The sequence below is a fragment of the Peribacillus sp. Hz7 genome (assembly GCF_042136355.1).
In the GTDB taxonomy this organism is placed as follows: domain Bacteria; phylum Bacillota; class Bacilli; order Bacillales; family DSM-1321; genus Peribacillus; species Peribacillus asahii_A.
Window position 1 is genome coordinate 45813 of sequence record NZ_JBHHJV010000003.1, and the last position, 18126, is coordinate 63938.

14 protein-coding genes are annotated in these 18126 nt (G+C 38.4%); all 14 read right to left on the bottom strand.

Features of this window, described 5'->3' with window-relative positions; all coding sequences use genetic code 11:
• Positions 1–565: 565 nt before the first annotated feature.
• Positions 566–2524, bottom strand: a complete 1959-nt coding sequence (locus ACE199_RS06225; protein ID WP_375349011.1) for an FtsX-like permease family protein — start codon at positions 2522–2524, stop codon at positions 566–568.
• Entirely contained in the window at positions 2514–3281 is a 768-nt protein-coding gene (locus ACE199_RS06230) for an ABC transporter ATP-binding protein (protein WP_375349012.1), read from the bottom strand. Before ACE199_RS06230 ends, ACE199_RS06225 begins: the two co-directional genes overlap by 11 nt.
• A 122-nt stretch (positions 3282–3403) precedes the next feature.
• Complete coding sequence (locus ACE199_RS06235) at positions 3404–4411, bottom strand: sensor histidine kinase (RefSeq protein WP_375349013.1); 1008 nt, start codon at positions 4409–4411, stop codon at positions 3404–3406.
• Positions 4408–5073 carry a response regulator transcription factor gene (locus ACE199_RS06240; protein WP_375349177.1) on the bottom strand — a complete coding sequence of 222 codons (666 nt, stop codon included), beginning with the start codon at positions 5071–5073 and terminating at the stop codon, positions 4408–4410. The genes ACE199_RS06235 and ACE199_RS06240 overlap by 4 nt, the downstream gene beginning before the upstream one ends.
• Positions 5074–5183: 110 nt before the next feature.
• Positions 5184–6473 (bottom strand): glutamate-1-semialdehyde 2,1-aminomutase, encoded by a 1290-nt coding sequence (gene hemL / locus ACE199_RS06245; protein WP_375349015.1) that lies wholly within the window; start codon positions 6471–6473, stop codon positions 5184–5186.
• 2 nt (positions 6474–6475) lie between these two features.
• Complete coding sequence (gene hemB / locus ACE199_RS06250; protein WP_375349017.1) at positions 6476–7474, bottom strand: porphobilinogen synthase; 999 nt, start codon at positions 7472–7474, stop codon at positions 6476–6478.
• Positions 7471–8262, bottom strand: coding sequence for a uroporphyrinogen-III synthase (locus ACE199_RS06255; RefSeq protein WP_375349018.1), 792 nt, complete (start codon positions 8260–8262; stop codon positions 7471–7473). Before ACE199_RS06255 ends, hemB begins: the two co-directional genes overlap by 4 nt.
• On the bottom strand, positions 8262–9194 hold the full coding sequence (hemC, locus tag ACE199_RS06260; RefSeq protein ID WP_375349019.1) for a hydroxymethylbilane synthase: 933 nt from the start codon (positions 9192–9194) through the stop codon (positions 8262–8264). Before hemC ends, ACE199_RS06255 begins: the two co-directional genes overlap by 1 nt.
• A 9-nt stretch (positions 9195–9203) precedes the next feature.
• Positions 9204–10034, bottom strand: a complete 831-nt coding sequence (locus ACE199_RS06265; protein ID WP_127761543.1) for a cytochrome C assembly family protein — start codon at positions 10032–10034, stop codon at positions 9204–9206.
• 7 nt (positions 10035–10041) lie between these two features.
• The gene (gene hemA / locus ACE199_RS06270; protein WP_252291062.1) at positions 10042–11397 is read right to left on the bottom strand and encodes a glutamyl-tRNA reductase; all 1356 of its coding nucleotides are present in this window, start codon (positions 11395–11397) and stop codon (positions 10042–10044) included.
• Positions 11398–11719: 322 nt separating this feature from the next.
• Positions 11720–12301, bottom strand: a complete 582-nt coding sequence (gene yihA / locus ACE199_RS06275) for a ribosome biogenesis GTP-binding protein YihA/YsxC (protein ID WP_127761545.1) — start codon at positions 12299–12301, stop codon at positions 11720–11722.
• Positions 12298–14619, bottom strand: coding sequence for an endopeptidase La (lon, locus tag ACE199_RS06280; protein ID WP_375349021.1), 2322 nt, complete (start codon positions 14617–14619; stop codon positions 12298–12300). The genes yihA and lon overlap by 4 nt, the downstream gene beginning before the upstream one ends.
• 225 nt (positions 14620–14844) lie before the next feature.
• Entirely contained in the window at positions 14845–16512 is a 1668-nt protein-coding gene (gene lonB, locus ACE199_RS06285; RefSeq protein ID WP_375349023.1) for an ATP-dependent protease LonB, read from the bottom strand.
• 192 nt (positions 16513–16704) lie between these two features.
• Positions 16705–17961, bottom strand: a complete 1257-nt coding sequence (clpX, locus tag ACE199_RS06290; RefSeq protein ID WP_375349024.1) for an ATP-dependent protease ATP-binding subunit ClpX — start codon at positions 17959–17961, stop codon at positions 16705–16707.
• Positions 17962–18126: the final 165 nt, after the last annotated feature.

An 18126-nucleotide genomic window follows, 5' to 3' on the forward strand; every position in this document is an offset into this window, starting at 1 on the left:
CACAAATCTCAGAAATCGAGCGTATCCGTTCATGACAGAAGAAGAGGCTATCCCAAAAATCATAAAAAAATGGCGTTTGGGATAGCCTCCTCATTCAGTTGAACAATCATTCTCCTTATATAATTACTCTTTTGCCGTCCTCAAAGTGTATTGAAGGACAACTTCCAGCAATCCAGCAAGAGAAATGTCCTTCATCAAGGCCATGAAGGACAACTTCCAGCAATTCAGCATGGGAAATGTCCTTCATCAAGGCCATGAAGGACAACTTCCAGCAACTCAGCAAGAGAAATGTCCTTCATCAAGGCCATGAAGGACAACTTCCAGCAACTCAGCAAGAGAAATGTCCTCCATCAAAGCCATGAAGGACAACTTCCAACAATTCAGCAAGAGAAACGTCCTTCATCAAGGCCATGAAAGGCATTTCCAGCAATTCAGCATGGGAAATGTCCTTCACCAGGGGCATGAAGGACAACTTCTCAAAATTCAGTAAAGGAATGGGGCCGTTCATTGTACTCTTATCGCTGCCTTTATTTTAGGAACTTTTTAGACAATCTCCTATACTCGATTATTTCACAATACTTTTATACCCCGTATATGTTGCAAAGAAATAACCGCCATATACGATAACGATGATTAATGCTGTAATTAGAGACGGAACGAGTACACTTGTACTTCCCGCTACCATAATGGCTTGGTTCACTACTTGGATACCGAAGATTGAATGCACAATCGCTAAAGCTAATGGCATCATAAAGTAAATAAATACTTGCCCAAAAATCGCTTTATTAATTCCTTTCCTTGTAACACCAATCTTCTTCAAAACCGTATAACGAGCAATATTATCACTCGCCTCTGATAATTGCTGCAACGCAAGCACAGCTGCACTTGAAATCAAGAAGACAATTCCAAGATAAATTCCAACAAATACAATCATCGTGGAAGAGCCGACACTAGAATCAAGAATAATGGTTTTAGTAGTTCCTCTTAAAACATTCGATTCATCTAACACTTTATATAAGGTTTCATCATGTTCTTTTTGGTTATCATCGTAATTGATATTAACGACGGAAAGAAATGGCTTCATCCCTTCCACCGCTTCATCAGGCAATACAGCTGTTAGTACCCCTTCGGAATTAAACTCTGTTTTATAAGCAAATGAATGAACCTTTTGATGAGCGATACCATATTCCTTTCCATTCACTTCTAATGTTTTATGATCTTCAGTAAAACGGTCAAAGGCCTCCTGAAATACTTCAAAATTAGACAGTAACACGACTTCTTCATCGTTGAAATCTATAGATTTAATCCCTTGCATCGCTTCTATTCGTTCAAAATCAGACCTTTTAATAACTGGTAAATTACTATCAGCAAACTTCACGGCATCACCTTCATAAGGAGCTAATAAGTCTTTTACACTTTTATCCGCTTTATAAACCGTAAAGCTATGATGTTCTCCATACTCGTCTAAATCAACCTTTAAATGCTGCACAACATCATGAATATGTTGCACTTTCGCATCTTCATCTACCTTCGTATATAAGCTGGCATCATACGGTGTCATTTTTTCAACATTCTTCTCCATCGAAGCTTTAAAGCTAAAGCCTGTTGAGAATACCCCGATTGTAAAAAAGAGCATTAAACAAATAATCGTCATTGAAATGAAGGTTGTATTCACTTTACTATTAATTTGACGCAGCACGAACATATTCACATCTTTATAGTACACATTTTTGTTTTTCTGAATCATATTCAACGCAAATCCAGATAAGGACATAAAAAAGAGAAATGTCCCAAGGGCACCTAAACCAACACACGTCCACACAATAGCGTTTTCAAACAGACCATACTTCATAATGACCGCATACGCTGTAGCAAGAAGAATAATTGAGAAAACAAATAGCACAATGGAAGTTGATGTTTTCCGAATCTTTAAGCTTTGATTTTTCTTCGCCGCTGTTAATAAGTCAATAAGTTTGTACCTGGAAATAACGACACTATTGAAGATCATTACCATTAAAAAAATCATTCCGAAATACAATATGGTCTTCAACATCGCATCACTTGAAAAGACAAATGTAAATTGTTCAATATTTGCTTTAAACATCGACACAGTTAAAGCTACTAATCCTTGAGAAACGAGAATACCTAGCAGTAAACCAACAGCAAGCGAGATGATTCCTACAAAAAATGTTTCCACAACGATAATGTGCGAGATTTTATATTTGCTCATTCCGAGCGTCATATACAAACCAAGTTCTTTTTTTCGTCTCCTAATTAAAAAATTATTGGCATACATAATTAAAAAGCCAAGCACAACCGATACGAATACAGAAACACCAGATAATAGCATCGTGAATGCCTTAATCATTTCCGTTTGACTAGCGTTTAATGTCGTCATCGCTTCTGAAGCTGATAAAGAGTTAAAACTATAAAAAATACAAACTGCAAATGTTAGCGTTAAAAAGTAAATAAAGTAATCTTTAAAGCTTCTTTTAACATTGCGAGCTGACAGCTTAAAGTACATTATTCGTATCACCTCCAAGAAGCGTTACAACTTCAATAATCCGATTAAAGAATTCTTTTCTTGTATCCTTCCCGCGAATTAATTCATTAAAAATCTGGCCATCTTTAATAAATAAAATTCGCTTTGCATAGCTTGCTGTAAAAGCATCGTGCGTCACCATCAAAATGGTTGCCTGTAATTCTTCATTCAGGTTTTCAAATGAATCAAGTAATAAGCGTGAAGACTTCGAATCGAGTGCTCCTGTTGGTTCATCGGCTAAAATCAATGTAGGGTCTGTCACAATCGCACGTGCCGCCGCTACCCGCTGCTTCTGTCCGCCCGACATTTGATAGGGAAATTTATCAAGAACTTGGGTAATTTCAAGCTTTTCTGCTACTTCTTTCACTAACACTGTAATATCAGCTGGTTTTCGACCCTGAATGGTTAGTGCAATTGCAATATTTTCAAACGCCGTTAGCGTATCTAATAAGTTAAAATCCTGAAAAATAAAGCCGAGCTCATCACGACGAAATTGATCTAGCTTGCCTGTTTTTAACTTCGTAATGTCTTGCTCATTAATTAAAATTTTTCCTGTTGTTACCGAATCTATCGTCGAAATACAATTTAACAAGGTCGTCTTCCCGCTTCCGGATGGACCCATAATGCCGACAAATTCTCCTCGCTCCACTTCAAAACTAATTTGATCAATAGCCTTTGTGGTATTTCCTTTATTTCCAAAATATTTTTCAATATGATCTACTTTTAATACCGTACTCACCTTTATCAGTCTCCCTTCATGGCTTTAGTGTATCTCACTGTGCAGTCACTACATATCGAATTAACTTTCAACAATCTTACTATTTTGTAAGATTCGTTTTTCACACAAAAAAGAGCCTTTTATCAAGACTCCAGTAAAACAACCTTGCTTTTTGGAAAAATAAGCTGGACCTCTGTTCCTTCACCTTTAGTAGATTGAATCGTCAACCCTAAATGCAATTTATCAGCTAACAATTTACAAATATAAAGCCCCATCCCCGTTGAGCGGCGATATTGTCGACCATTTTCACCCGTAAAGCCTTTATCAAATACGCGGCCGATATCTTTCTCATCGATGCCGATTCCATCATCGACAATATGTAAGATAAGACTATGTTCATTTTTTCTTGTGTATAGACTAATTTTATTGTCACAATAATTAATACTATTGACGATAATTTGATGAAGGATAAATTCAATCCACTTTTCATCGCTATAAACAACCTCGTCCATTTCAGTTAATTGCAGTTGAATTTTTTTATGAATAAATGCTTTAGCATTCTTTTTTAACACCTTCGAAATACAAGCTTGCAACGAAAATTCTTTGACAATATAATCCTTACTTGCGCTGCTGCTACGAGCATAATACAGCGCTTGCTCGACATATCCTTCAATTTTCTCTAATTCTTCCATAATCCCTTTCGTCACTTCATTTTTATGATTCTCAAACATCAACTTACTTGAAGCAATCGGAGTCTTTACTTCATGCACCCACGCCTCGATATAGTCACGATACTCCGCCTGCATATCTTTATATTTCTTGACGTGCTCATGCATTTGTTTATCGGTTGTTTTCATAATGTCATATAAAATTTGCCCTTCAAGAAAGTTTGGTTCTTCAATGATTTCAGGGAGTAAATACTTTTGATCTAATGCCTCAAAGTTTTGAAGCAATTCATCATAGAAATTTTTTCTTTTTAAAAATTCTAATCCATAAGATAAAAGCAACGGCCCAAACCAGCAAACAAAGACGATTATCCTAACGACAGCCTGTACATTAATTAACCAAAGAAAGAGCGCAACAAGAACAAATAAAAAGATATTCATCGATAAAAATACCGCTCTTTCCTTTATATATCGTTGCAGTTTCATGCTAGGATATACCCAAGACCGCGTCTCGTTTCAATCGGATTCGCCATCCCAATTGCTTCAATTTTTTTTCGAAGCCGTGTAATGTTAACGGAGAGCGTATTGTCATCAATAAATAAATCCGACGACCATAAATACTCCATCATCTCGTCGCGCGATACAATCTTGCCTTTATTCTTCATTAAACAGTGCAGAATTTTGATTTCATTTTTCGTCAGCTCTTCTTGTTGATGTTGATATGAAATTGTACCATTCGATAAATCAAGCTTGAGGGATTTATATAGTAGAATAGATGATTGTTGATGTGCATACGTTCTTTTTAGCACATTTTCAATCCGAGCAAGTAAAATTTGCGTATTATACGGCTTTGCAATAAAGTCATCTGCTCCAAGATTTATGCTCATCAGCTCATCCATTTCATTATCTCGACTTGTTACAATAATAATCGGTACTTCTGAAGTCTTGCGTATTTCCCGACAAATATAATAGCCATCATAAATTGGCAAATTAATATCTAACAAAATTAAATGTACATCATCCTGCATCGCATATTGCATAATATTTCGAAAGTCATCCGGTGCTTCGACTTCATATCCATAGTTAGAGAGGAACTCTTGTAATTCATTTCGAAGCGTTTCTGCATCCTCCACAATTAATATTTTCATCTTTTGCAAAACCGTCACCCCTAGATTAAATAGTTACGGAAATTATAACCTTTTTCGCCGGTGTTAAGTAAAAAAAACGCTTGGATGATGCATCCAAACGTTTTTTTAAATTATTTCGCTAATTTTGAAAAAGCATGCTCTGCCGCAGAAATCGTTTTTTCAAGATCTTCATCACTATGTGCTGTTGACAGGAACAATCCTTCAAATTGCGATGGCGGCAAATACACACCTTGATTGGCCATTTCACGGAAATAGCTTGCAAAGAATGTAAGATCTGATGTTTTCGCTGCTTCAAAATTGATGACATCTTCATTCGTAAAGAACACACCGATCATGGAACCTGCACGGTTAAATGTATGCGGAATACCATATTTCTTCGCCGCTTCCCCAATGCCTTTTTCCAATATATCGCCTTTACGTTTAAATTCTGCATACACCTCTGGCGTTAACTGGCTTAATGTTTCAAAACCAGCTGTCATTGCAAGTGGATTCCCTGATAACGTACCCGCTTGATAGATGCTGCCGCTTGGAGCGACCTTCTCCATAATTTCACGCTTTCCGCCGAAAGCACCGACAGGAAGACCGCCGCCGATTACTTTACCAAGACATGTTAAATCTGGTGTAACACCAAAATATCCTTGTGCACAGTTATACCCGACACGGAAGCCCGTCATGACTTCATCAAAAATTAATAGGGCACCATACTGTTCCGTCACTTCACGTAAACCTTCTAAGAAGCCAGGCTGCGGTGGGACAACCCCCATATTTCCTGCTACTGGTTCAGCAATAATACAAGCGATATCTTCACCAAATTGCTCAAACGCATATTTGACAGCGGCTAAATCATTGTACGGTACGGTAATCGTATTTTGAGCCGTTCCTACTGGTACACCTGGGCTATCTGGTAAACCAAGCGTCGCAACACCAGATCCTGCTTTGATTAATAGAGAATCACCATGTCCATGGTAACACCCTTCAAATTTTAAGATTTTATTACGCCCGGTATAACCACGAGCGACACGAAGAGCACTCATTGTTGCTTCCGTACCCGATGACACCATACGAATCATCTCAATGGATGGAACACGTTCAATGACAAGCTTCGCTAATTCGTTTTCGATTAATGTAGACGTTCCAAAGCTTGTTCCTGACTCCGCCACTTTTTTTAACGCTTCAACAACACGCTCATTCGAATGGCCAAGAATCAAGGGACCCCAAGATAGAACATAATCAATATATTCATTGCCATCAATGTCGTACATTTTTGAGCCTTTTCCGCGCTCCATAAAAATTGGATCCATATCAACGGATTTAAAGGCGCGTACCGGGCTATTTACGCCTCCTGGCATTAAATGAACAGCTTCAGCAAATGCCTGTTTTGATTTTTCATATGAACGCATAATCAGACCTCTTTTCCTTCTTCATCTAACCAACGAGCTACGTCCTTAGATGCATATGTAATAATTAAATCTGCTCCAGCACGTTTCATGCTTAATAGCGTTTCCATAACAATCGCTTTTTCATCAATCCAGCCATTATTGGCAGCTGCTTTAATCATTGAATATTCTCCGCTTACATTGTACGCTACAACAGGAAGGTTGAAGTTATTCTTCACGTCACGCATAATGTCCAGATAAGAAAGAGCTGGTTTAACAATTAAAAAGTCAGCGCCTTCTTCGACATCACTTTCAGCTTCGCGGAACGCTTCTAAACGATTCGCTGGATCCATTTGATACGTTTTACGGTCACCAAATTGCGGCGCTCCATTTGCTGCATCACGGAATGGACCGTAAAAAGCAGAAGCATATTTTACCGCATACGACATAATCGGAATATCTTCATAACCTGCTTCGTCTAAACCAGCTCGAATCGCTGCGACAAATCCATCCATCATGTTCGAAGGGGCAATGATATCCGCACCTGCCTCCGCTTGACTAATCGCTGTTTTAGCAAGCAAGTCAAGTGAAGCATCATTTAAAATGGTGCCTCCTTCTACAACTCCACAGTGTCCATGGCTTGTATATTCACAAAGGCATGTATCAGCAATAACAAGGATGTCTGGGAAGTGTTTTTTAATAAAGCGCGTTGCTTCTTGCACAAGTCCGTTATGGTGGAACGCTCCTGTGCCATGCTCGTCCTTATCGTGCTCGAAAGGAACCCCGAATAGAATAACAGATTTAATACCTAGGTTCGCGACCTCTGTCATCTCTTCCATAAGGTTATCGAGGGACAGTTGATAAATGCCCGGCATAGAACCAATTTCATTTCTCACATTTTCCCCATCAATAATAAAAATCGGGTAAATTAAATCCTCTTTATGTAAATATGTTTCGCGTACTAACGCTCTCATATTAGCACTGGAACGCAATCGGCGATGGCGTCTGAAAAATAAATCTTTCATTTGCTCTTTCCTCCTTTAGCTTTTGTATATGCAACTAAGTCTTGTATCATTGCTTCTGTTGTATATACATCCGGACAAATATCCACCTGTAACCCATAGTCTAGCGCGGTTTTCTTGGCGATAGGTCCGATACATGCAATGATAAGACTTTCTAAGTATCGGTGCAACTCATATTGTGCCACAATTTGCATAAAATGATGAACGGTTGATGAGCTCGTAAACGTAATGACCTCCACTTCTTCTGTTGTAATCACTTCTACAAGCTTTTGCTTACTCTCTTCAGGCAACACCGTTTCATACACATCAAGTTCGTCGCACACAGCCCCAATCTCTTCAATGGCTCCACTAATAATAGTTCGCGCTAAGTTCCCTTTAGCCACTAAAACACGGGAGCGAGGAGAAAGCCGCGGTATAAATTCAGCCACAAATCCTTCAGCCACAAACTCATTCGGGATAAAATCAGCATGGTAACCATAATGCTGCAAGGCTTCTGCTGTTTTTGTACCGATGACCGCAATTTTAGGCAGCGCCTCAGACGTGGCATACTTCCCTGCTAATTCAAAAAAGAAACGAACCCCATTTTGACTTGTTAAGACCAGCCAATCGTAGTCTGATAAATGGGAAAGAGTCGCTTTAATCGCTTCATGACTGTCAGGCAGACGAAAGTCAAGTAGCGGCACCGTAATCGGAGTGCCGCCATATTGCTCAATCATAGCCTTGAAATGAGCCACCTGTCCTTGTCCTCTAGTGATTAAAATCCGATAATCATGGAGAGGAAGCTTAGTCATTACTGATTAAGCTCCTTTTTAACAGAATCAATCAATTGTTTGCCGCCTTTTTCACTAATAAGCTTGGCTGCATCTTGACCAACTGCTAGTGGGTTCATTCCTGCTACAACTTCTTTATATATTGTTTTTCCATCTGGAGAAGCCACTAATGCGGTTAACTCCACTTCGCCATCCTCTTTTGCCACGGCAAGGCCGGCAATCGGCACTTGACAGCCGCCTTCCATTTCATCTAAAAAGGACCGCTCTGCTTCAACCGCTTTTTTTGTATTCTCACATGTGAATTTCGCTAACTCTGCAAGCAGCTCTGTATCATCTGCACGACATTCAATCGATAAAGCACCTTGCCCTACAGCCGGCACACATAACGTATCATCTAAAAACTCTGTCACCACGTCTTGTTTCCAACCCATTCGAGCAAGACCTGCAGCAGCTAAAATAATGGCATCATAGTCTTCTGTACTCAATTTCTCTAAGCGCGTATCAATATTGCCGCGAATCCATTTAATTTCAAGATCCGGTCTTTGTGCTAAAATTTGTGCACTTCGACGCAAGCTGCTTGTTCCAACGATAGCACCTGGCTTTAAGTCCGCTAATTTAATATGATTCTTCGAAATGAATGCATCACGATGATCTTCACGCGGAGGAATGCAGCCAATTGTTAACCCCTCTGGAAGGACAGCAGGCATATCCTTCATACTATGTACGGCCATATCAATTTCTTTATCAAGCATCGCTTGTTCAATTTCTTTTACAAACAAGCCTTTACCGCCGACTTTCGAAAGTGTAACATCTAAAATTTTATCGCCCTTTGTTACAATTTCCTTCACTTCGAATTCATAAGGAATCCCAAGTGCTTTTAATTGATTAATGACCCAATTTGTTTGGGTTAAAGCTAATTTACTACGTCTTGAACCGACAATAATTTTTCTCATTGTTTCCTCCTAGGTATTCCAAAAATGGAATGTTGAAAGACTTCCAAACAGGAAAAAGTTAATTAAAACAATCATAAAAATACCAATATTTAAAAAAGCCAACATTCTTCCATACATCTGTTTTCTAATTTTTATATATAAATATACGCTATACCCAATTAACACAACGAAAGAACCAATAATTTTGAAGTCCAGCAAAGATAAGTCCGGAACTTTGATATACGCCCATTGAATGCCTAAAATAAGTGAAAACATTAAGAGCGGTACCCCAATAACAGCTAAAATATAGCTCATTTGTTCAAGCTGTGTTAAATCTCCTAACCGAATTAAACGTTTTCCCCATTTTTTCCGCTTTAATAAATCATATTGAATGAGATAAAGAATCGAAAATACACAAGAAAGCGTAAATGCTCCATACGATAAGAAGGCTAATGTAATATGTATCATCAATAATTCAGATACAAGCTGTTGAGCTAGTACTTCAGACTCGATTTGAACAGGAGCAAATGTATGAATCGCCATGACCATAAACCCAAGTACATTCGTAAAGAACACGATAAAATCTACACGTAGCAATCGATTGATGATAAGCGATAACGTAATCAACACCCAGGCATAGAAATATAGCCCTTCAAAGATGGTTAAGACAGGAAACCTGCCTGTTTTGACTACATATAAGCATAAAAAAATTGTTTGAAGTACCCAAACAATTGAAAGCAACCAGAAGGCCACTTTATTTGCCCTCCGGTTATTATGAAGAAAGTCAATAAAATATAAAAGCACGCTGAGCGCATACAATAATACGGTTGCTTCGTGCAATCTTGTCATTAACAATTCCATAGTGCCCTCAATTAACTCTAACAGGAATCGGATTCAAGACCGCTGCTTTTGTTGTTGCTTGTTCTTGCTCGTCAGCAGCCATCAATTGTTCTTCAATCAATTCCTCTAAGCGGAAGATTTTCACAAAATTATTCAATGCTTCTTTCGAATTTGGCTCATCAGCGAGTTCTTTTGCATACAAAATCGGGTCTTTCAACATTTGATTAATAATGCTCTTCGTATGCTTATTCAGCACTTTTCGATCACGTTCACTTAAATGCGGAAGCTTTCTTTCTAGGCTGACCATTGTTTCTGCTTGAATCCCTAATGCTTTTTCTCGTAAAGCAGAAATAACTGGGACAACACCAAGCATATTTAACCATTGATTAAATTCAACAATTTCTGCTTCAACCATTAATTCAATTTTTTCAGCAGCTAATTTTCTCTCCGCTAAATTAGCTTGAACAATATCTTCTAAATCGTCAATGTCATATAAGAATACGTTCTCAAGCTCTGCCAATGCTGGATCTAAATCACGCGGAACCGCAATGTCAACCATGAAAATCGGACGACCTTTACGCACTTTGTTTACAGCTGACATCATTTCTTGTGTCACAACAAAATCTTTCGCTCCTGTTGACGTAATCAAAATATCAGCTTCTACTAATGCACATTGTAATTCTTCCAGTTTCTTTGGTGTTCCATTAAAACGGTCCGCTAAATTAACGGCTTTTTCAAACGTACGATTAATAACGGTAACACTATCAGCACCATTGCTATGCAAGTTTTGAATCGCAAGCTCACCCATTTTTCCTGCACCAAGAATTAATACGTTTTTCCCTTTTAAACTGCCAAAGATTTTCTTAGCTAGTTCCACTGCCGCATAGCTAACAGATACAGCATTTGTATTAATCTCTGTTTCAGCATGCGCTTTTTTCGCTAATGTTAGCGCTTGCTTAAATAAATGATTTGAAACCGTTCCAATTGTCTGTTGCTCTTGCGCCAGCATATAGCTTGAACGTACTTGTCCTAAAATTTGTGTTTCACCAAGAACCATAGAATTCAAGCCGCATGTTACTTGAAATAAATGTTCAACAGCCCCATCGCCTTCATAAAAAAACAAATATTTAGAGAACTCTTCCTTATCAATTCCGAACCACTCCGAAAGAAATTCCTTCACATAATATCTGCTTGTATGAAGCTGATCACCAATGACATAAATTTCTGTACGATTACAAGTAGAAATAATAACATTCTCTAATATACTTTTTTTATTTTTAAGAGCTTCCATTGCCTGAGCAAGTTCCGCTTCATTAAATGATAATTTTTCGCGAATTTCAACAGGGGCTGTTTTATAGTTAACACCAACCGCTATAATATGCATATGTCCGTTTGCACCCCCAAAATTAAATGTATTATAACTTAATCTATTATAGCATGTATAAAAAGTCCGAACCTAATGAAATATGAACAGTTCATGAAATAAATAATTATTATAATCTACAATATCCTGTACAAATGTACCATAACAAAATTAAATCCTAACTTCAAGTAAACAAGTTTGGCAGAGCAACTTTATTATGTATAATGACCCATTTAACCTTATTTTATGACGAGATTGGGTCCCATATCAAATAAACCAAAACTCACCAAAACCTTATAACAAAGCCAAATAAAAAACTCGCCGTATAGACGAGTTCCTTTTCTTACATATATTTCTTCAATAGACCCCAAATTTTTTCTTTGCCTTCACCTGTTTCACTAGAAAAGAGCATTAACTCATCTTCTTTTGCAAGCCCAAGTGTTTCGCGTGTTACTTTCAAATGCTTTTGCCATTTTCCTTTTGGAATCTTATCCGCTTTTGTCGCAATAACGATACATGGTAGTTCATAGTGCTTTAAAAACTCATACATCGAAATATCATCCTTCGTTGGCGGATGACGTAAATCAACAATCAAAATAGCAGCACGTAATTGTTCACGGGAAGTAAAATATGTTTCAATCATTTTCCCCCATGCTGCTCGCTCCGATTTGGACACTTTAGCATATCCATATCCCGGTACATCAACAAAATGCAGGGCATCGTTAATTAGGTAAAAGTTTAACGTTTGCGTTTTTCCAGGTTTAGAGGATGTACGCGCTAAATTTTTACGATTGATCATTTTATTAATAAAACTAGATTTCCCCACATTTGAACGACCTGCTAATGCAAATTCGGGAATCGGCTCACTTGGATATTGGTCAGGCTTAACGGCACTAATCACAATATCCGCACTTGTTACTTTCATTGAATGTCACCTGCCAACGCATGTTCTAATACTTGATCTACATGCGAAACAAGGACAAACTGCAAATCACTTCGAACACTTTCTGGAATATCATCAATATCTTTTTCATTATCTTGTGGAAGAATAATTTTCGTAATGCCTGCTCGATGGGCCGCTAATGATTTTTCTTTTAAGCCGCCGATTGGAAGCACTCGTCCACGTAATGTAATTTCCCCTGTCATGCCTACCTCTTTTCTAATCGGACGATTAGTCAACGCAGAAATAAGCGCTGTCGCCATCGTAATTCCTGCGGATGGTCCATCTTTTGGAACCGCTCCCTCAGGAACATGAATATGAATATCGTACTTTTCATTGAAGTCCGGATCAATATGAAGCTCTTCTGATTTGGCACGGACAAAACTGAATGCAGCCTGCGCAGATTCTTTCATCACATCGCCTAGTTTTCCAGTTAAGACAAGCTTACCTTTACCTGGAGATAACGAGACTTCAATTTGCAGCGTATCGCCGCCGACTGCTGTATACGCCAGACCTGTCGCCACACCAATTTGATCTTCCTCTTCCGCTTGCCCATAATGGAAAATGGTTTTCCCTAAAAATTCTTCTACATTTTTCTCGGAAACAATAACCCGCTTCCTCTCACCCGAAACAATAATTTTTGCTGTCTTTCGACAAACGCTTGCCAGTTGACGTTCTAGACTACGCACACCGGCTTCTCTTGTATAATAACGAATAATTTTGATTAAAGCATCTTCTCGAACTTGAAGCTGATTTTTTTGCAAACCATGGTTTTCTAACTGCCGAACTAACAAATGATCTCTCGCAATATGCAGCTTCTCAATTTCCGTATACCCAGCAATTGTAATAATCTCCATCCGATCACGAAGAGGACCTGGAATCGTTGACAAATCATTGGCTGTCGCAATAAACATAACATTAGATAGACTATATGGTTCCTCTATATAATGATCACTAAAGTTATGGTTTTGCTCTGGATCTAACACTTCAAGTAACGCAGCAGATGGATCACCGCGGAAATCATTAGACATCTTATCAATTTCATCTAATAAAAAGACTGGATTAATCGTACCTGCCTTTTTCATTCCTTGAATAATTCGACCCGGCATCGCACCTACATAGGTTCGGCGATGACCGCGAATCTCAGACTCATCACGAACGCCTCCTAAAGAAATGCGCACAAAATTACGATTTAGCGAAGTCGCAATAGATCTAGCTAAGCTTGTTTTCCCAACTCCAGGAGGGCCTGCTAAACAGAGGATAGGGCCTTTTAATGAATGAGTTAACTGTTGAACAGCTAAGTATTCTAACACCCGTTCCTTTACTTTTTCCAATCCGTAATGATCTTTGTTTAAAACCTTTTCGGCCTTCAAAATATTTAAATCGTCTTTTGTACTTTTAGACCAAGGAAGCGCAACTAACCAGTCAATGTAATTACGAATGACCGAACTTTCCGCAGAACTAGCAGGAACCTTCTCATAACGATCAAGTTCTTTTAAAGCTGTTGTTTTCACCTGCTCAGGCATGCCAGCGGCTTCAATTTTCTCTGTGAGTTTAGCCACTTCACCGCCTTTACCTTCTTTGTCGCCCAGTTCTTTTTGAATGGCTTTCATTTGCTCACGAAGATAATATTCCTTTTGCGTACGTTCCATCGAACGCTTAACTCGTTGGCCGATTTTCTTCTCTAAGTGAAGCACTTCTTTTTCATTGTGAATCATTTCAATTACACGACTTAAACGTTCCTTCACATTGGTCGTTTCAAGAATTTCTTGTTTATCTTTTAATTTTAACGGAAGATGTGACGCAATAATATCAGCAAGCCTTCCTGGTTCTTCGATATCTGCAGTAGAAGAGAATGTTTCACTCGTGATCTTCTTTGACATTTTTATGTATTGTTCAAAGTAATCAAGCAACGTACGCATTAAAGCCTGATGTTCCGCATCTTTCTCTTCATCATCTTCATATATTTTAATCTTGGCACCATAGTGTGTCTCATAATCATAAAATACACTGACTTCTGCTCGATTTAATCCTTCTACTAATACACGGATTGTTCCATTTGGAAGCTTCAGCATTTGCTTTACCTTCGTCAATGTACCTATTGGGTATAAATCCTCTTCACCCGGTTCATCAAGTGTGACATCTTGCTGCGTTGTTAAAAAAATGAGATGATCTTCCACCATTGCTTTCTCAAGAGCTTGTATTGATTTATCCCGACCGACATCCAAATGTAGAACCATCGTAGGATAAACAAGCAAGCCTCTAAGCGGCAGGAGGGGGACGATGATTTCTTTATCAGCCATTGCCTGACACCTCCATCAAAATTTCGCATCATCGTTGTATGTTTCTAACCTTTTCACAATTCTATCCTATTTGTGTAAAAGTGTCTATTTCTTGTTTAGTTTACCACTAGATACGCTCTTTTTATTATCCCCAAAAAAGGTGAAAAAAGCACGTTTAATTACAAAAATGAAAAACATTATTATACCTATAACAAACCCCGGTACTATAAAACCGGGGCATTCCCTTTATACACTTTCCTTTTTACTTAAGTTCAATGTAGAAAGTAATTGATCAGGTATCACGTCTTTTTTCAGAGATCGTTCGAACACTTCCTGGACTTTAGTAACAGGTACAATCTCAATATCTTTAATTTCTTTTAGAAGCGGCTGCATATTATCAGCTGGAATAATGACCGTTTTCGCTCCGGCTAATTGAGCCGCTTTAATTTTCGGAATCACACCACCAATTGGTCTTACACCACCATGAATGCCTATTTCGCCTGTCATGGCTACCGTATGATCGACAGGAATTTTATAAATGGCTGAATAAATCCCGGTCGCCATAGCAATCCCTGCAGATGGTCCATCTACAGGAGTACCGCCAGGAAAATTCACATGAATATCAAATTGATCAGCTGGAACACCCATTGAGCGTAATACTGTAATTACATTTTCAATCGACCCCTTGGCCATACTTTTACGTCGAATCGATTTTCCATTGCCCCCAATGCTTTCCTCTTCGACAATTCCAGTAATGGTAATGGCTCCTTTTTCACTCATTGCCGGCATTACCGTCACTTCAATTTCAAGCAACGCTCCGCTATTTGCCCCATATACAGCAAGCCCATTGACAAACCCAACTTGCGGCTTTGAATCAATTTTTCGATCCATCCGCTGCGTTAACTGGCTGCTATGAGCCATCCAATCAATATCTTCCTCTTTAATATAAGACCGATTTTCATTAATGGAAATACTCGCAAGCGTTTGTACCATATTTACCGCTTCACGACCATTACGAGCGTATTCCGCAATCATTTGTAAACCTTTCTCACTGATGGTCACGTTTACTCGGTCGGTTGCTTTTTTAACAACCTCTATAATTTCATCGCGGTCGAGTTCGCGAAAAAATACTTCCATGCATCTAGAACGAATAGCGGGAGGGATCTCATTTGGCGTTCGAGTTGTTGCTCCAACCAACCGGAAGTCAGCAGGTAAACCATTTTTAAAAATATCATGAATATGAGTAGGAATATTTGTATTATCTTCTTGATAATATGCGCTTTCTAAAAATACTTTCCGATCCTCTAACACTTTTAACAACTTGTTCATTTGAATCGAGTGAAGCTCCCCAATTTCATCAATAAATAACACTCCGCCATGCGCATTTGTTACCGCTCCCTGCTTCGGTTGCGGAATACCAGCCTGGCCCATCGCCCCTGCTCCTTGATAAATCGGGTCATGAACAGAACCAATCAGTGGATCAGCAATACCTCGTTCATCAAAACGAGCTGTTGTTGCATCTAATTCAACAAATACCGCTGACTTTCTAAATGGTGATTTCCCATTTTTTTTTGCTTCTTCTAGTACAAGCCGTGCAGCTGCGGTCTTTCCTACACCAGGTGGTCCATAAATAATAACATGCTGTGGATTTGGTCCGCATAATGCTGCTCTTAACGATTTAATTCCATCTTCCTGCCCAACAATGTCATCAAATGACTGCGGTCTCACCTTTTCTGCTAATGGCTCCGTTAATTGAATCGCTCTCATTGAACGCAATTGATCCATTTCTTTTTTAGAATCACGATCAATCGACACCTTTTGTGTACGCTGTCCTTTTAATAAATTCAAGAAATATAGCCCAATGATTACACCAAAAAACAGTTGAATAAACAATGCCAATCCTGTCCAGCTCATCATTTTCCCTCCTGCGCTTACCATGTTTGTCTTATGTGGTAGTATCTCCTATCACAAGTTGAAATCATTCATAGTTTTCTTCATGAAAAATTTGGTTGTCTTACAGGGGGACTAGCTATTTCATTAAAAAACAAAAAAAGACGAGCCTAGACAGAAACATCTGTCCAGCTCATCTCTTTTTAAAGAAACATATTAAGCAGATTGGCCTTGAATTGTTGTACCATCTTTCAGAACCAATTTCGGAGATTCTTTTTCTGTAATCGCCCCTGCTGTAATAATACATTTAGATACATCATCACGTGAAGGAAGATCAAACATCACATCAAGGATAATCCCTTCGATGATGGAACGTAATCCACGAGCACCTGTTTTACGTTCAATTGCTTTTTTAGCAATTTCGTTTAGTGCTTCCGGTTCGAATTCCAATTCAATATCATCAAGTTCTAATAATTTTTGATATTGTTTCACTAATGCATTTTTCGGTTTTGTTAAAATTTCAATAAGTGCCGCCTCATCCAATTGCTCTAACGTCGCAATAACTGGAAGACGACCGATAAACTCTGGAATTAAACCGAAACGAAGTAAGTCTTCAGGAAGAACTTTTGAAAGCAGTTCTTTTTCTGCTACTTCATCTTTTTTCGTCTCTGCACCAAAACCAATTACTTTTTGACCTAGACGACGTTTGATAATCGGTTCGATTCCATCGAAAGCTCCACCACAAATAAACAAAATATTTGTAGTATCAATTTGAATAAATTCTTGATGAGGGTGCTTACGTCCACCTTGTGGGGGAACGCTTGCTACAGTTCCTTCAAGAATTTTTAATAGTGCTTGCTGAACCCCTTCACCTGAAACATCACGTGTAATCGATGGGTTTTCAGATTTACGAGCTACTTTATCGATTTCATCGATATAGATAATTCCTTTTTCTGCTTTCTCAACGTCATAATCTGCTGCTTGGATTAGTTTTAACAAAATATTTTCAACATCTTCCCCAACGTAACCAGCCTCTGTTAGAGACGTCGCATCAGCAATAGCAAAAGGAACGTTTAGTAAACGCGCTAAAGTTTGAGCAAGTAATGTTTTCCCACTACCAGTTGGTCCAATAAGCGCGATATTACTTTTTGAAAGCTCTACATCGTCTACTTTACTATTAGAATTAATTCGTTTGTAGTGATTATATACAGCAACCGCTAAAGACTTCTTCGCTTGTTCTTGTCCGATGACATATTCATCAAGAATATTGCAAATCTCTTTTGGTTTTGGAACATCGCGGAATTCTACTTCTTCTTCAGTACCTAGCTCCTCTTCCACGATTTCTGTACAAAGTTCAATACATTCATCACAAATATATACACCTGGACCGGCTACCAGCTTACGAACTTGTTCTTGAGTTTTCCCACAAAAAGAACATTTTAATTGTCCCTTTTCATCATTAAATTTAAACATGAACGTTCACCCCTCTTGAATACTATTCCTACTCTATTCATCTTAAAGGCATGTTTCTTTCTTCATAAGAAACGCCTAAATAAGCACTTTCATTGCAATTAAATAGTATGAATTGCATTGTAACACGTTCTTGAAAGTTTGGTAACAAAAATGCTTACACGATAG

Excerpts from the sequence above, each read along its gene's own strand:
- ACE199_RS06225 (WP_375349011.1), bottom strand. The coding sequence starts at position 2,524 with ATGTACTTTAAGCTGTCAGCTCGCAATGTTAAAAGAAGCTTTAAAGAT.
- ACE199_RS06235 (WP_375349013.1), bottom strand. The coding sequence starts at position 4,411 with ATGAAACTGCAACGATATATAAAGGAAAGAGCGGTATTTTTATCGATG.
- ACE199_RS06240 (WP_375349177.1), bottom strand. The coding sequence starts at position 5,073 with ATGAAAATATTAATTGTGGAGGATGCAGAAACGCTTCGAAATGAATTA.
- hemL (WP_375349015.1), bottom strand. The coding sequence starts at position 6,473 with ATGCGTTCATATGAAAAATCAAAACAGGCATTTGCTGAAGCTGTTCAT.
- hemB (WP_375349017.1), bottom strand. The coding sequence starts at position 7,474 with ATGAAAGATTTATTTTTCAGACGCCATCGCCGATTGCGTTCCAGTGCT.
- ACE199_RS06255 (WP_375349018.1), bottom strand. The coding sequence starts at position 8,262 with ATGACTAAGCTTCCTCTCCATGATTATCGGATTTTAATCACTAGAGGA.
- hemC (WP_375349019.1), bottom strand. The coding sequence starts at position 9,194 with ATGAGAAAAATTATTGTCGGTTCAAGACGTAGTAAATTAGCTTTAACC.
- ACE199_RS06265 (WP_127761543.1), bottom strand. The coding sequence starts at position 10,034 with ATGGAATTGTTAATGACAAGATTGCACGAAGCAACCGTATTATTGTAT.
- hemA (WP_252291062.1), bottom strand. The coding sequence starts at position 11,397 with ATGCATATTATAGCGGTTGGTGTTAACTATAAAACAGCCCCTGTTGAA.
- yihA (WP_127761545.1), bottom strand. The coding sequence starts at position 12,301 with ATGAAAGTAACAAGTGCGGATATTGTGATTAGTGCCGTTAAGCCTGAC.
- lon (WP_375349021.1), bottom strand. The coding sequence starts at position 14,619 with ATGGCTGATAAAGAAATCATCGTCCCCCTCCTGCCGCTTAGAGGCTTG.
- lonB (WP_375349023.1), bottom strand. The coding sequence starts at position 16,512 with ATGAGCTGGACAGGATTGGCATTGTTTATTCAACTGTTTTTTGGTGTA.
- clpX (WP_375349024.1), bottom strand. The coding sequence starts at position 17,961 with ATGTTTAAATTTAATGATGAAAAGGGACAATTAAAATGTTCTTTTTGT.